General features: G+C 42.6%; 15 protein-coding genes. 14 read left to right on the top strand and 1 reads right to left on the bottom strand.

The genetic code is table 11. The features are described 5' to 3' along the window. Window positions 1-82 precede the first annotated feature (82 nt). The 14 genes from D9X91_RS16170 to D9X91_RS16235 all read left to right on the top strand — a co-directional run bounded on the left by D9X91_RS16170 (window position 83) and on the right by D9X91_RS16235 (window position 14768). Window positions 83-1084, top strand: a complete 1002-nt coding sequence (locus tag D9X91_RS16170; RefSeq protein ID WP_121681688.1) for a LacI family DNA-binding transcriptional regulator — start codon at window positions 83-85, stop codon at window positions 1082-1084. Window positions 1085-1423: 339 nt separating this feature from the next. Further along, on the top strand, window positions 1424-2053 hold the full coding sequence (hxlA, locus tag D9X91_RS16175) for a 3-hexulose-6-phosphate synthase (RefSeq protein ID WP_121681689.1): 630 nt from the start codon (window positions 1424-1426) through the stop codon (window positions 2051-2053). Further along, window positions 2050-2598 (top strand): 6-phospho-3-hexuloisomerase, encoded by a 549-nt coding sequence (gene hxlB, locus D9X91_RS16180; RefSeq protein WP_121681690.1) that lies wholly within the window; start codon window positions 2050-2052, stop codon window positions 2596-2598. The genes hxlA and hxlB overlap by 4 nt, the downstream gene beginning before the upstream one ends. A gap of 393 nt (window positions 2599-2991) precedes the next feature. Beyond that, the gene (locus D9X91_RS16185) at window positions 2992-3222 is read left to right on the top strand and encodes a helix-turn-helix domain-containing protein (protein WP_121681691.1); all 231 of its coding nucleotides are present in this window, start codon (window positions 2992-2994) and stop codon (window positions 3220-3222) included. A 107-nt stretch (window positions 3223-3329) separates the two neighbouring features. Then, on the top strand, window positions 3330-4934 hold the full coding sequence (locus D9X91_RS16190; protein ID WP_121681692.1) for an ATP-binding protein: 1605 nt from the start codon (window positions 3330-3332) through the stop codon (window positions 4932-4934). Window positions 4935-4944: 10 nt separating this feature from the next. Then, on the top strand, window positions 4945-5637 hold the full coding sequence (locus tag D9X91_RS16195) for a response regulator (RefSeq protein WP_121681693.1): 693 nt from the start codon (window positions 4945-4947) through the stop codon (window positions 5635-5637). A 321-nt stretch (window positions 5638-5958) separates the two neighbouring features. Further along, window positions 5959-6921, top strand: coding sequence for a tripartite tricarboxylate transporter substrate binding protein (locus tag D9X91_RS16200; protein WP_233569825.1), 963 nt, complete (start codon window positions 5959-5961; stop codon window positions 6919-6921). Window positions 6922-6989: 68 nt separating this feature from the next. Continuing rightward, on the top strand, window positions 6990-7448 hold the full coding sequence (locus D9X91_RS16205; protein ID WP_121681694.1) for a tripartite tricarboxylate transporter TctB family protein: 459 nt from the start codon (window positions 6990-6992) through the stop codon (window positions 7446-7448). Window positions 7449-7486: 38 nt separating this feature from the next. Further along, window positions 7487-8989 carry a tripartite tricarboxylate transporter permease gene (locus D9X91_RS16210; protein ID WP_121681695.1) on the top strand — a complete coding sequence of 501 codons (1503 nt, stop codon included), beginning with the start codon at window positions 7487-7489 and terminating at the stop codon, window positions 8987-8989. A 310-nt stretch (window positions 8990-9299) separates the two neighbouring features. Then, complete coding sequence (dcuS, locus tag D9X91_RS16215; RefSeq protein ID WP_121681696.1) at window positions 9300-10931, top strand: DcuS/MalK family sensor histidine kinase; 1632 nt, start codon at window positions 9300-9302, stop codon at window positions 10929-10931. Continuing rightward, window positions 10903-11619 (top strand): response regulator, encoded by a 717-nt coding sequence (locus D9X91_RS16220; RefSeq protein ID WP_121681697.1) that lies wholly within the window; start codon window positions 10903-10905, stop codon window positions 11617-11619. The genes dcuS and D9X91_RS16220 overlap by 29 nt, the downstream gene beginning before the upstream one ends. A gap of 164 nt (window positions 11620-11783) precedes the next feature. Then, entirely contained in the window at window positions 11784-13046 is a 1263-nt protein-coding gene (locus D9X91_RS16225) for a dicarboxylate/amino acid:cation symporter (RefSeq protein WP_121681698.1), read from the top strand. A 118-nt stretch (window positions 13047-13164) separates the two neighbouring features. Then, on the top strand, window positions 13165-13608 hold the full coding sequence (locus D9X91_RS16230) for a hypothetical protein (RefSeq protein WP_121681699.1): 444 nt from the start codon (window positions 13165-13167) through the stop codon (window positions 13606-13608). Between the two features lie 188 nt (window positions 13609-13796). Then, window positions 13797-14768 (top strand): Gfo/Idh/MocA family protein, encoded by a 972-nt coding sequence (locus D9X91_RS16235; RefSeq protein ID WP_121681700.1) that lies wholly within the window; start codon window positions 13797-13799, stop codon window positions 14766-14768. A gap of 202 nt (window positions 14769-14970) precedes the next feature. On the opposite strand, the gene D9X91_RS16240 is transcribed toward D9X91_RS16235, so the two are convergent. Next, a complete protein-coding gene (locus tag D9X91_RS16240; protein ID WP_121681701.1) occupies window positions 14971-15750 on the bottom strand; it encodes a helix-turn-helix domain-containing protein in 780 nt (259 codons plus the stop codon). Window positions 15751-15893 lie beyond the last annotated feature (143 nt).

Below are 15893 nucleotides of genomic sequence, written 5' to 3' on the forward strand. Positions count from 1 at the left end.
CTTCCATTTTACAGTGAAGGCTGGATAAAAGATGGAGGGGGTATTACAATAGAAGGACAATGCCAATAAAGAGGTTGATGTAATGGAACGAGTGACCATGGCAGACGTGGCTAAGGAAGCTGGCGTTTCCAAAAGCACCGTCAGCCAGTTTTTAAATAAACGGTTTGAATATATGGGTGAAGATACTAGAAAAAGGATTCAGGAAGCGATTGCGCTGCTGGGCTACCAGCCGAATTATGTCGCCCGCAGCCTGAAGCAGAAAAGAACATCGATGATCGGCATCATCGTTGCAAATATCATGCACCGATTTTCCACCGAGGTGAGTCATGCCATCGAAGAATATTGCTATGGTGAAGATATACAAGCCATCGTATGCAATGCGGATGATGACCCGGCCAAGGAGAAGAAGTACATTGAAATGCTGATGGCCAAGCAGGTAGACGGGTTGATCATTTTTCCGACGGCTCAAAATATCGAGCTGTACGATCATATGATCAAAGCAGGTTATCCGGTCGTTTTCATGGATCGAAAAGCCGGGGATTTGAACCTGCCGAGAATCGTTGCAGATAATATCGGAAGTGCATACGAAGCTGTGAAGCATTTCATTGAAAACGGACATGAAAGAATATCGATCGTCACGCAGGAATTGACCATCAGTCCGAGGAGAGAGAGGCTGCAAGGCTATAAGGACTGTCTTAATGAGCATGGGATCGTGCTGCACGAAGACTTTATCATCCATGAACCGATTGAACACATCCAAGAGAAGCTGGAAAAAATGTTTTCATTAAATGCACCTCCGACTGCCGTCCTGGCAGGGAATGACAGAGTCTTCCTGGAGCTCTTGAAATTCATGAAGAAGAAACAATTCATGGCTCCGAGAGATTTTTCATTGATTGTTTTCGACAACATCCCATTTGCAGATGTGGCCACTCCCGCCGTCTCCACGATTTCACAGCCAGCTGCAGAAATGGGGAAAAAAGCGGCCGAACTTTTGCTCAAACAAATCCAAAAAGAAGCCGTAGAACCGAAGGAATATGAATATCCATGTGAATTGGTCGTTCGGGAAACATCAGGAAAGCTATGAATGAAAAGAAGCGTTATCAAGGATGGCGCTTTTATTAATTTTTTAATAGATTGTTTTCTCAAAGGGTGTATTTATTAAATAATTTTTCTTGCCAACCAATTATCTTTTAGTGTTGCTTGGATTGGAAGGTGCGAGACTCCGGAGGGTTTAGCGGGACAGGTGAGACCCCGCAGCGGAGCGAGGAGGTAGGGGAGGATGTTCGATTAAGTTCGGCACGTCGTGTGCCAACATCGAACGACCTCACATCCTTCCGTGCAAAGCAACATTGCAGGATATTTGAACAAAATTTATGAAAAAACATCCTTTTAATAAACCGGTTTAGTAGAAAGGGAGTCGTATATGAAGATTCAATTGGCATTAGACCGCTTATCAATAGAAGAAGCGATTTCCATTGCTGCAGAAGTAGAAGAAAGCATTGATTGGATAGAAGTCGGCACTTCATTGATCAAAGAATTTGGAATGAGAAGTGTAAAGGAACTGAAAGAAGCCTTTCCCCATAAGACGATCGTAGCTGATATCAAAACGATGGATAACGCAAATTACGAGGCAGAGCTTTGCTTCGAAGCAGGTGCGGATGTCATGACGGTTATGGGGGCAGCATCAGCGTCGACCATCGAAGCATGTATAAGCAAAGCGAAAGAATATGGCAAAGAGGTCATGATTGATTTATTGAACGTAGCGCAGGATCAGAAACAACATTTGGCTGTATGGGAAGAGGCTATACTTTGCGAGCATGTGAGCAAGGACGATCAGGAATTAAGTGGCAAAAAAAATGATTTCAATTCGTCCGTCTTTCTGGGAAAAAGGCTGGCTGTGGCTGGTGGCATTACCGAACAATCCATGCAAAACCTGAGTGGCCTTAAACCTGAAGTAGTCATCATTGGCTCTGCAATCACTAAGTCGGAAAACAAAAAAGAAGCTGCCTTAAGGCTGAAAACACTCTGCCAAATACAGGAGGTATCGCAATGAACAAGGTCGAAACCATTTTAACAGAAATTCAAGCTGTTACGAGGAGCATGGAAGAAGAGAAGCTGCATCAAATCGCTCAATCCCTGCAAAAAGCGAAGCGAATCTTTGTCATTGGCGAAGGCAGGTCGGGCTTGATGGGCAAATCCTTTGCGATGCGGCTAATGCATCTTGGAGCGGAAGTATTTGTCGTCGGAGAAACGATCACCCCATCGATCAATGGAGATGATCTGCTTGTGGCCATTTCCGGATCAGGCACGACCAAAAGCGTCGTCTGGACGGCCGAGAAAGCCCAATCCCTTGGGTGCGAAGTCATTGCCCTTACCACAAACCCTGATTCGGATCTGTCTCAGCAAGCATCATCCGTCCTTCATATCCCGGCGGCAACGAAACACCGCCGAGAGAATGAGTTGAAGACGATCCAGCCGCTCGGATCCCTTTTTGATCAATGTGCCCACATTGTTTTTGACACGATTTGCCTTCAATATGCAGAGTTGAATGAAATCGATCATGCCGATGCATTCAGCAAGCATAGCAATGTCGAGTAATAAAATTTCGACAAACATTTTAAGGGTATTTTCAAAATAAGTCGATGAATTAAACGCTTATCCTGCTATTAATCAAACGTTTGATTAAGCGCAAATCAACAACAACGGACTGTTCCCGACTGGGGACGGTCCCTTTTTTATGATTAAATTAATTGATTGTGAGGTGTGAGCCATTTGAAAAGAGTTGATTGGAGCGAGGAGATATAAGGCGGGTGTTCGGCACGTCGTGTGCCAGCATCGAACTTCCTCACTTCGTGTGAGGCCCTTCGGAAAGAGAGCATCCTGCAACGGAAATCAACTAATACCCGATTTTGATTTGTGAGTCCAATAAAAAACTCCTTCCCATTCATGTATAATCAACACAAGGAAACAATCTTAGGGAGCGTGAATCATATGTATTTGACCATAGAAGAAACAGCGGAGTACTTATCCTTGCCTGAACCATACATTGAAGCCCTTGTCCTTCAAAAACGAATCCGCGCCGTCCATGACGGGAAGCAATATCTCATCAACAAAGAACAATTCAACGACCACCTCGAACAAGTGGAAAAATCGCGCAAACAAATGATCGAATGGCTGAACGAACCCATCCCGGAAGATATCGATGTGAAGGATGAGGATTGAGTGGTGTCGATGGTTTGAGGCAGCAAAAATTCTATTCTTTTCTATCGAAGCGTCTATGAATATTTTATAATAATAATAAATATTCAAACTATTAGAGGAGAAGCATGATGACAAAGAGACCAAAGATATCACTGCAAACGAAGATTTTATGCTTAATCTTCTTCCTCATGGTATTTATCATTTTCATATTGTCTGCATCCTTTACATATATCGAGTGGAACCAGGTGGAAGAGCAAATGGGGAATAGGGCGCTGGAAGTGTCCAAAACTGTTTCGATGATGCCCTCTATCAGAAAAGCCTTCGAAGAAGATGACCCGGCAAAGACAATCGCTCCGCTTGCAGAAAAAATCCGTAAGCAGGTAGGCGCTGAGTTCATTGTAATAGGAAACAAAGATGGTATTCGTTATTCGCATCCGGTAGCCAGTCGAATCGGCAAGAAAATGGTAGGAGGAGATAATGACGAAGCCCTTATTCAAGGCAAATATTATACTTCCAAAGCCATTGGGACATTAGGGCCATCATTGAGGGGGAAATCTCCCATTTACGATGATAATGGGAATATTATTGGGATTGTATCTGTCGGCTTCCTTATTAATGATATTAAATACAAACTATTCGAGAAGATTCTTAAAATCAGCCTATTTTCACTCCTTAGCCTTGGTGTGGGGACAATCGGCGGAGTTTTATTGGCCAGAAATATCAGGAAAGACACTTTAGGCTTGGAGCCGCATGAAATATCTTCCTTGTATAGGGAAAGAGGGGCCATTCTGTTATCGATTAAGGAAGGGATCATATCCATTGATCATGAAGGCATCATTACGATGATCAACACAAGCGCCATGAAAATACTGGGAGTTTCTAAAGATATCATCGGCAGAAAAATTGAAGAATTCTTACCGAACACCCAAATGTATGATGTGCTGGAAAGTGGAGAACATCAAACGGATCGAGAATTGCAAATCGGGACTAGTACGGTGATTGTCAACAGGACTCCAATTATTGAAAAGAATAAGGTCGTTGGGGTTGTTGCGAGCTTTAGGGACAAAACGGAAGTGCGTGAAATGATCAATACGATATCGGAAGTACGCAAGTATTCGGAGGATTTGAGGGCACAGACGCACGAGTATACGAATAAGCTTTATGTTGTCTCAGGGCTGATGCAGCTGGGACTTTATGAAGAGGCCATTCAAATGATCCAGAAAGAAACGGAAATCAATGATTCACATAATAAAATCATTTTTGATCAAATTTTCGATTTGAAAGTACAGGCGATTTTACTTGGTAAAATAGGAAAAGCCTCAGAGAAAAAAGTACAGTTCATCATTGATGAGAATAGCTCGCTGGACACTTTGCCCCCTCATATTGAGATTTCCCAGTTAATCACGATAATCGGCAATTTAATCGATAATGCGATTGAAGAAGTTGCTGGTCAATCCGCACCAAAAGTCACATTTTTTACATTGGATATGGGACATGATATTGTATTTGAAATATCCGATAATGGCAAGGGGATATCAGAAGCATATTCAGACAGTATCTTTGAAAAAGGCTTTTCCACCAAAGATACGAGTGGACGGGGCTATGGTTTGGCAAATGTAAAAGAGGTCGTTGAAGAATTAAATGGCATGATAGAAGTGAAATGTTCGGAAGAAGGAGGAGCAGTCTTCTCCGTGTTTATACCAAAACAATTACGGCAAAAGCAAATTGGATAGGTGGGTTTACATGATTAATATATTGATAGCCGAAGATGATTTTCGAGTTGCATCCGTCCATGAGAAATTTTTGTTGACGCTATCCGGAATTAACATTATTGGCAAAACGATGAACGCCAAGGAAACAAGGGAATTTTTAGAAGAACATTCAGTCGACCTGTTAATATTGGATGTCTATCTCCCGGATGAATTGGGGACTGATCTACTGCCATATATTCGAGCAAAGCATCCGGAGGTAGATATCATTATGATTACTGCCTCGACGGATAAAGATTTTCTAGTAGATGCGATCCGTCATGGCATCGTCAATTACTTAATAAAGCCGGTTTCGTTAGAGAAATTTACAGAGGTCATGGTGAATTACAAAAAGAAAAGGCTCTTGCTTGATTCCCATGACCAACTGGACCAATCCATCATCGACAACTTTTTTGGAAACCCTCCCAATCAAAAAGAAAGTCACATTGCTTTGCCAAAAGGGATAGATCAGCTGACGTTGGAAAAGGTGGATTCCATCATCAACCATATTGAAGGAGGCATCTCTGCTGAGGATATGGGCAAGGAGATGGGAGTATCAAGAACGACGGCAAGAAGGTATCTCGAATACTTGATTTCAATCGGTAAATGTAAAGCAGAACTCGCATACGGAATTGTTGGACGCCCAGAGCGCCACTATTATCCACTGCAAGCCCCCTTGAAAAAATAAAGGGGTTTTTATTTTGGAATGCTGTTTTTTAAAAGATTGTTTAAATCATACTGCCGATTTTAACGCGTAAATAGTTGGATGGCGCGTTGAAATATAGGGTCCCTTTTCGAAAGCTATAAACAAAATGAACAAAATGCCCATAATGTTGTTTAGTCACATTATTTTGAAAACGGTTACATTTTGAGATGACTCCGATATGCTTCTATTAATATTAAAAGTGGGATGGGAAAGCCGCCTTTAATATCAAGAATCATTAGATGATGAGGGGGAGAAAAATTGAAAAAGGGAATCGCAATACTTATAGGATTATTGATGATTGTGATGCTGGGGGCATGTTCCAGCAGTACAAGCGGAACAAAAAGCCAGTCATCAGGGGAATGGAAGCCTGCGAAATCAATTGAAATCACAGCTCCATCCGGTGCAGGGGGCGGATGGGATACAACTGCGCGGATGGCTGCTAAAGTGTTTTCTGAAGAAAACATCATCGATCAAAATATGGGAGTGATCAACAAACCCGGCGGCGGTGGAGCGGTTGGATGGGCCTATATTCATTCGCAAAAAGATCCGTATCATTTATTTGTTTCTTCGCCTCCACTGCTTCTTGTTCCACTGAATGGACAATCGCAGTTTGGCTACAAGGATTTCACACCGATTGCCAATATGATCGCGGACTACGGAGCGATTGTCGTAAAAGCTGATGCGAAATGGAATTCATTGAATGACTTATTCGATGATATGAAAAAAGATCCATCGAAAATTTCCGTGGTAGGAGCTTCATCACCAGGGAGTATGGATCATATTCAGTTCGTGAAGATCGCAAAAGCAGCAGGTGTGGATATCAAAAAAATCAAATATGTATCTGATCAAGATGGCGGGGCTTTAACCGATTTATTGAATGGAAGTGTCCAAGTTTATTCTTGCGGAATTGCAGAATCAGTGGAACAGGTAAAAGCAGGGAAAGTAAAAGTGCTTGGGATTACGTCGGAGGAAAGGTTGAAGGGTGATACCATTTCGGACTTCCCGACTGCCAAAGAGCAGGGAATAGATGCTACATTCGTCAACTGGAGAGGTTTCTTCGGCCCTCCGAATATGGATCCGAAGGCTCTGGCATATTACGAAAAGAAATTCAAGGAGCTAAGTGATTCGGATGCCTGGGCAAAAATTAGAGAGCAGTATGGATGGAATGAAAAATTTATGCCAAGCAAAGATTATAAAACCTTCCTCCAACAGCAGCAAAAAGACTATGAATCATTATTAAGTGAATTGGGGCTATTAAAGAATTAGTTTCTAGTATAGGAGTCAATGCATGCTTATGCATTGACTCTACTATTCTCAAACAGGAGGCTAAGGAAATGTTGAAGACGGCGAATCAGAAAATAGCAGTATTTTTATTTTTGTTTTCAATCTTTTATTTAATCATGACATTTAATCTTCCTTCTTATCCCTATGTTCCTGTTGATTCGGACGTAATTCCGATGGGGCTTGGAATCTTGCTTATGATCCTTTCCGCTGCACTTTACTTTGTAAAGGAGAAATCAGAGGCATCAAAGGAAGAACACGAAAAAATCCCGGGTAAAGAAAAGCTTATGCTTTTAGGAGTATTGGGAATCATCCTTTTATATATTTTCCTACTTGAGCCGCTGGGCTTTATCCTATCCACGTTGCTTTTCATTTTTGGATGTTCCAGGCTCTTGGGCTATAAAAATTATATCCTCAATGGCGTGGTATCAATTATTTTTCCATTGGTCGTTTATTTTGCATTTACAAAAGGATTGCAGGTTGCATTGCCTTCCGGAATATTACCATTTTAATGACTACAAACACTAATTACGCAACGAGGTGAACTTTAATGGATGCCATTCATGGATTAATGACGGGTTTTCAAGTAGCCCTTAGTTTACAGGGGATCCTATTTGTACTTATCGGTGTCATGGTCGGGACCATCATCGGAATGATACCTGGGCTTGGCCCCATAACTGCAATTGCAGTTATGATTCCGATTACGTATGGGATGTCTCCTTCACTTGCCCTGCTTTTAATGGCTGGGGTTTATTACGGTGCGGCATATGGAGGGGCGACTTCTTCGATCTTATTAAATGCACCCGGTGTATCAGAAGCTGTTGCAACGACATTTGATGGATATCCGCTTGCACAGCAGGGGAAAGCAGGCAAGGCACTCGCAGTAGCTGCATTATCATCATTCGTAGGGGGGACCATCAGTGTCATTATCTTAACTTTTTTGGCACCTACGCTTGCTAAGGTCGCTGTGTCCTTTGGTCCGCCGGAGTATTTTGCTTTAATGCTCATGGGGCTCATGGCAGTTGCCAGCCTTGGAGATGGTTCAACTATTAAAGCACTCATAACCGCGACACTCGGTTTTATGGTAGCCACGATTGGAATCGATGGGCAAACAGGGACGCCGAGATTTACATTCGGCAGCGTCCATCTTCTTGAGGGAATTGATTTCCTTGTCATCGCACTTGGTCTTTTTGCGTTGGCAGAGGTCTCTTCACTCGTGTTAAAAAGAAAAGAAAAAGTGGCCAATCAGAACCCAATCGGAAGCTTGAAGCTTTCCAAAAAAGAAGTCAAACAAATCACCCCCACTTGGGCGCGAAATTCGATCCTTGGCTTCCTGGTTGGCGTTCTGCCAGGAGCGGGAGGTACGATTGCATCGTTTATGGCGTATCTTACTGAAAAAAGAATTGCCAAAAACCCTGAAGCTTTTGGAAAGGGAGAACTTCGCGGGGTTGCTGCTCCAGAATCAGCAAACAATGCGGCGTCAACCGGTGCATTTGTACCCTTGCTGAGCTTGGGGATCCCTGGATCTGGATCCACAGCCGTCATGCTGGGGGCATTAATGGTTATGGGGATACAGCCTGGACCGTTATTGATTACAGACCATCCCGATGTATTCTGGGGTGTAATTGCAAGTATGTATATCGGCAATATCCTTTTGCTTCTTCTTAACCTTCCGTTGATTCCATATATCGCGAAGGTACTGAAGATCACACGTCCTTTGCTTATTTCATTGATCATTGTATTTTGTATGATTGGGGTTTATGGGGTCAGCTTCAGTACATTCGATCTCATTTTATTAACTGTTTTTGGGGTCCTTGGGTTCTTAATGCGTTTGGTCAATTTTCCTGCAGCGCCGTTTATTCTCGCATTTATTTTAGGAGATATGATCGAACAATCTTTTCGCCAGGCGATGACGATTTCAAATGGCAGCGTCGACATTTTCTTTACAAGACCTGTATCACTCACGTTTTTGATTTTATCCTTGCTTGTATTTTTAATACCTTTCTTTCAAATGAAGAGGAAGCAGAAGAAGGAGAAATCAATGGCAGCTTAATGACTCATTAAGTCAGCATAAACCGCTGCTTATTTCCGTACAAGACCTCACTTCCCGCGCGGCGGGCGGAGCCTTCATCTTGCACGCGAATCAACAGCTAGAATAAGCTGAAAACAACAAATATGCTTTAACAATAGCTATTTAAAAATCCGGACTAATTCGAATTGAATTAGTCCGGATTTTTCTTCGACTAAAATACTATTGTCTCATCCGCTTCCTTTTATTCTCAAACTCTTTCTTTAAACATCCTAATAGAAAAGGATACAATAAAAGTAGTCTAAAAATTTGTACACTATTGTGAGGTTTGTATATGAGGATCGGAAAACTCTATGTCAGGCTGCACTTTGGAATTGCCTTATTTGTATGTTCAGTGGTAATTGCCGCAATTATGACGACAGGATTATTGATTGGGATAAATGAAGTGAAGCAAGTGAAAGAGAATGAAACTGATAAAGCAATGACAGTTGCGAAAATGGTGAGCCACAGCCCTCTGGTGATTAACTCCTTGTCGGATGGCGGCAAGGGGGGAGATGGGGATATCCAGAGCTACACCCAACTATTGCAAAAGGATTCCAACGTTCGTTTTATCGTCGTGATGGATATGAACCATATCCGGAAATCACATCCTGATCCATATAAAATAGGAAAGCCGTTCGTTGGCGGCGACGAGGATAGAGCGCTGCACGGGGAAGATTATGTGTCCATCGCCAAAGGGACGCTCGGAACTTCACTCCGCGCTTTTGCACCTGTTTATGATTCTGCAGGAAAGCAGGTTGGTGCAGTCAGTGTCGGGATATTGATGAGTCATGTAGCACAGTCAGTCATAGGGATAAAGCATGTCGTTTATTTAGGGATAGGCATCGGCATTCTGATTGGAATCATATCCGCCCTCATATTATCGAAGAAAATCAAGCACATTCTCCTTGGTCTGGAACCTTTCGAAATCGCGAATATTTTACAGGAACGGAACGCGATGCTGGAATCTGTGAGAGAGGGGATCATTGCAGTCGATAAAGATGGGGCGATCGTTGTTGCCAATGCAGAAGCGGTCAAGATATTGACTCGAATGGGGATCGAGGATGATCTGGTTGGCCGGAAGATTGATCAAGTCATACAAGTTGCGAATTTTGAGCGTGTATGGAGAAATGGGAAAAGATACTATGATCAAGAAATCACCATTAACGGATTGACACTTGTCATGAATACCGTCCCGGTCAGCGTTGAAGGAGAATTAGTCGGGTTAATTACGACTTTCAGAGACCGAACGGAATTGAAACGGATGGCCGAGCAGTTAACAGGTGTGAAGATGTATGCTGATTCGCTGAGGGCCAAAACCCATGAATTTATGAATAAGCTCCATGTAATCCTGGGCTTGGTACATATTGAGGCGTATGAAGAGTTGAACGATTATGTCCGTAAGTTGAATAATCAATATAAATTGGAAATCGGACAAGTGTCCCGTATTGTGAAAGACCCGATCATAGCTGGATTGCTATTAAGTAAATTGAGTTTTGCACGTGAACAGGGCGTGGAAATGACCATCTCTGGAGAAGGCTTAATGAGTTCAGACGGCAAAATGGATATGACAGATGAACTGGTTACCATACTGGGGAATTTAATCGATAACGGTATCGAAGCTGTTCATGGGTCAAAAGAGAAGGTGGTGAAAATCAACCTGGAAAGCCATGCAGGTCATATCATTATGTCCGTAAAGGATAGCGGTCCTGGCATTGCCGATGAGATGAAAGATGAGGTTGTAAAAAAAGGCTTTTCCACCAAAGGAGAAAACAATGGTTATGGACTTTATTTGGTTCAGCAAAGTCTGGAACGAATCAATGGGACAATGGATATTCGTTCCGATGAGAACGGAACGATGATTACAGTGGATATACCGATGAATGGGGTGAAGGGAAATGTTACAAGTACTGATAGTGGAAGATGATCCAATGGTGGCACAAATCAATAGAAAGTATTTGGAGTCCATTCAGGGGTTTGCCTGTGTGGGCACCGTCCAACGTGCAGCGGATGGATTGGCGTTTATTGAGAAGACACCCGTCGACCTTGTTTTGCTGGACCTTTTCATGCCTGGGAAAAACGGGCTTGAATTATTGATCAATCTAAGAAAAAAACATTCTCGAATAGATGTCATGGTGATTTCTGCAGCAAGTGATATGGATACAATTAAATCGGCATTGCGGCTTGGGGCAATCGATTATTTAATCAAGCCGTTTGAATTTGAACGTTTTCAGACGTCTTTAATGCAGTACAAAATTGACCGTGCCCTTTCGGAGAGTCAAAAGGAAGTAAGTCAGGAAGAACTTGATAAACTGATCCGTCCGGCTAAGATGGATAACGTGAACAAATATGATTTGCCAAAAGGAATCACAGTGGAGACACTTAGGAAAACGGTTGAAGAAATTGAAACTTTAAATGGAGAAAAATTTTCGACTAGTGAATTGGCTGCCCTTGTCGGAATTTCCAGAGTGTCCATGAGAAAATATTTAAGCTTTTTAAAGGATATCAATTTCATATCACTTGAGCTTGATTATGGCTCTGCGGGAAGACCCATCAACCGGTATCAATTTCAAGAAGCATCCCGAAGGAATATCGATCCTTACATACAAGGCTGACGCACCTGGCACCATGCCGGTTGTGTCAGCCTTGCTTACTTTAGTTACAAAATACTTTAATTATTTTCTTAAAATTCAAAATAAAATTGAAAACTGTAAAATGAATCTTAGTATGAAAGCGTTTCCTTTTTCGGCTGAAAATAAATTAAAGGGGGAATGGTCTAATGAATAAGCTATATAAAAACCTGACGTTCCAAGTGTTAATCGCCATTATTTTAGGTATTATTTTAGGTGTTGCAGATCCAGGGCTTGCAAAACACATGCAGCCATTGGGAAAAATATTCATCAACATGGTAAAGATGGTCATTGCACCTCTCATCTTCTTTACAATCGTTCTTGGAATCGCCAAAATGGGCGACATGAAGAAGGTAGGAAGAGTTGGTGGAAAGGCGCTGCTTTATTTTGAAATCGTCACAACCCTCGCGCTGGCCATCGGTCTTATCATTGCGAACCTGGTTAAGCCAGGTGCAGGAGTCGCCTTGACAAATGCAGGTGCAGACCAGATCGCCCAGTACACAAAAGATGGGGCTCAGATGGGCTTCTTCGATTTTTTAACGAATATCGTTCCTTCTAATGTCATGGGTGCCTTTGCAAATGGAGACACCATTCAAGTTGTGTTCTTCGCTGTACTATTCGGTTTTGCGTTGACGCTGATCGGGAAAGTGGGAGAACCAGTTATCGATTTGTTTGACCGGCTTGCACAAGTATTTTATAAAATAGTCAATATGATCATGCGCGTTGCTCCGATCGGTGCATTTGGGGCGATTGCCTTCACGATCGGAAACTATGGCCTGTCATCGCTCCTTCCACTTGGAAAGCTGATGATTTCTGTGTACGCGACGATGGCCATCTTTGTGTTTGTCATCTTGAATGTGATTTGTAAAATGTTTGGCTTCAGTCTATGGGCATATCTCAAACATATTAAAGAGGAGCTCCTCATTGTACTGGGGACATCTTCTTCAGAATCCGTGCTGCCACGTATGATGACAAAGATGGAAGACTTCGGATGTTCTAAATCTGTGACAGGATTGGTCATTCCGACGGGATATTCATTTAACCTTGACGGAACATCCGTATACCTTTCGATGGCCGTCATCTTTATGGCTCAGGTCAGTGGGGTTCACTTAACCCTGGGGCAGCAAATAACAACCATCGCAATTTTAATGCTAACCTCAAAAGGAGCTGCGACGGTAACCGGTGGAGGGTTCATCGTGTTGGCATCCACTTTGAGTGCGATGCATGTGATCCCAATGGCGGGTCTGGCTTTGCTTCTAGGTGTGGACCGATTTATGTCAGAGGCAAGAGCCATCATCAACATGATCGGTAATGGCGTGGCAACTGTGGTCATCGCCAAAAGTGAAAAAGAATTTGATGATACGAAGATAAAGAATGTGGCGAAGAATAAAGTTGAAAAGAAAGCAGTTTAAAAGCTGGGGGAATCTTCCCTAGCTTTTTTTGCATCTTTAAATTTGCAATCGCTTCTGCATCCTGATTAACTATTTAAAAACTAACATTTTTATCTTAGGCGGCAGGGAGACGGTGCAAATGAAAAGAATTCGGCAAGTGAATCTGATCAAAGTCATCTATGCAGGGCTGATTTCCGGTGTGGTGCTCGGCCTGTTTTTGAAGTTGATTGAAATCACTACTTACTTGAAGGTATATACATTACTGTTGAATTTGGATTACGTCCCCATTCTAAATCACATTCATTTCCCTGAAATTGTGGGATTTCTTATTCATTTAATGATTTCCATCGTACTGAGCATCGTCCTTCAGCTATTTCTCATCAAAAAAGACTGGGCCCCTAAAAGAATATTGTTTTTTTACATTTTGGCAGGCTTTGCGGTAGGGATACTTTTATATCCCACTACAATCTTGTCGGACCGAACGCCGGCACTGAACAATAATTCAGCAATCGGCTTTTGGCTGCTGGGCCATCTTCTGTATGGTTTGACCCTCGGATGGCTTCTTCGAAAACCAAGAAAATGAGCAGATGTTTTTCTAATCAAGTATAGAACAGCGATAATAGTATCAAAGGAACAACTTCATTACATTGATTGGAGCGGTGGGTACGGTACTCCGGATGGCTCGCCGCCAGCCCCTCGGAAAGCGAGCATCCTTCAGAGGAAATCAAAAGCAACAAACTTTGAAAAAATAGAAAGGACAAGGTGATATAAATGACAACATTCAATTGGGGAATCCTTGGACCAGGAACGGTTGCGCATGATTTTGCTAAAGCCATAAATGAAGTCAATGGTGAAATCGCAGCCGTCGGAGGAAGGAATCTTGAAAAGGTACAAGCTTTTGCAGAAAAATTTAAGATCATGAAAGCATACGGAAGCTATGAAGAATTGATTCAAGACCCTGATGTTGACATCATGTACATAGCGACACCTCATACGTTTCATTACGAATATATCATGAAGTGCCTTCATGAAAACAAGCATGTCATCTGCGAGAAAGCCATTACGGTGAACAAGGAGCAATTGGATGAAATCGTCACATTGGCGAAGGAAAAAAATTTGATCGTCATTGAAGCGATGACGGTCTATCATATGCCGCTTTATAAGAAGATAAAGGAAATGCTGTCACAAGGAAAACTCGGGAAGCTGAAGATGATCCAAGTTGCGCTCGGCAGCTTGAAGGAAGATGATCCGACGAACCGATTCTTCAATCCTGATTTGGCAGGCGGGGCGATGCTTGATGTCGGAACATACGCCCTCTCGTTTGCTCGATACTTTTTGACAGAACAGCCTGATGAAGTGTTGGCGACGGTGCGTCCATATCAAACAGGCGTCGATGAACAGGTTGGATTATTGATCCGGAACAAGCAAGATGAAATGGCGGCCATTTCCTTGGCTCTGCGTGCAAAGATGCCAAAAAATGCTGTGATCGCGGCTGAAAAAGGGTATGTCACAATTGAAAATTTCCAAAGAGCAACGAAAGCGATTGTTACCTATACCGTAGATGGAAGCATGGAAACCATTGATGTGGGAGATTCGGAAAGAGCCTTCGAATATGAAGTTGAAGCCATGAATCGATATGTGGCAGGGGATGAAGCAGACCATACCTTGACTCTTTCAGTGGATGTGATGGCGATGATGGATGAAGTAAGAAGGCAGGGAGAAATAAAATATCCGTTTGAATAAACTGAAACGCGTGCAGAGGGCACGCGTTTTTTAATATGATGACAAGCTAATTTTTGTTATGAAGGTTCTTCTGCGGAGAATATCTCCGAAAAGGGAGGATATATCAGCGAAAATACACAATATATCTACGAAAATCTCGATATATCGATTATTCTACTTTTTTCGACAAAAAAGCATCTATGCTTACTCGGAAGGAAGGTCCTTACCTCTCCCTTCGATAAACCCCTGGAGCAATTCCGTACTTACGATGAAACATCCGGTGGAAGTAGGGATAGGTGCCAAAGCCGCATTCCTCTGCAATCTGTTCGAGTGTCATGGATGTATATTTCATCCGTTCGACCGCTTCCGAGAGGCGGATTTCCAGCGCGTATTCAATCATGGTCTTTCCGACGCTTTCTTTAAATAAATGGGCTGCCCTGGAAACACTCAGCCCTGAATGACTGGCCGCATCCTCCAATTTGAATGCGGTGGTGGCGTGTTCTTCAATAAATCGAAGCATACGTGTCACGACATAAGGGAAGCTGGTTTCATTGACCATCCTTTCAATCGACAGGCAAAGGGCTTTCAGCAAATATCCGGAAAGCTCATTGGCTTCCCCCGGGCGTCTCTCCTCAACGATGAGATGATGCCACAAGGAGAGCAGCTTCGCATCGAGATCGATTCTGGAGATTGTTGGTTTGACGGAACGTCTCCACCAATCCTCGATCCATTTCCCTTCACATACTAGATGGTAGTCACCGCTCAATACGGCAGGTTCATTAATATTCTCGTTTTTTTCCCTAATCGACAATTCATAATGTTCCCCCGGCTGAATCAATAGGAGGTCGCCTTTATTGACCTCCATCCTTGTCCCTTTTGCTGTGATTTCACATGAGCCCTCTGTCTGCAAGCGGAAAAGATAGGCGGGGAAACCTGATTTATAATAAGAAAAGAAAGGCTGTACATGTTGTGAATAACCGCAATAATGGATATTTATCGACATATCTTCACCTTCATCCAATAGTATTTGGTTATGAAAATAGCAAAATAGTAGATGTTTCAATTATATCATCTATGTTCATGTTGAAGCGCGTCAGTTAAGCTGAAAATAAATAGAAAATGATTGATTTTAATAGAAATGAGGGA

Origin of the sequence: Falsibacillus albus (genome assembly GCF_003668575.1) — a bacterium.
Classification (GTDB): domain Bacteria; phylum Bacillota; class Bacilli; order Bacillales; family DSM-25281; genus Falsibacillus; species Falsibacillus albus.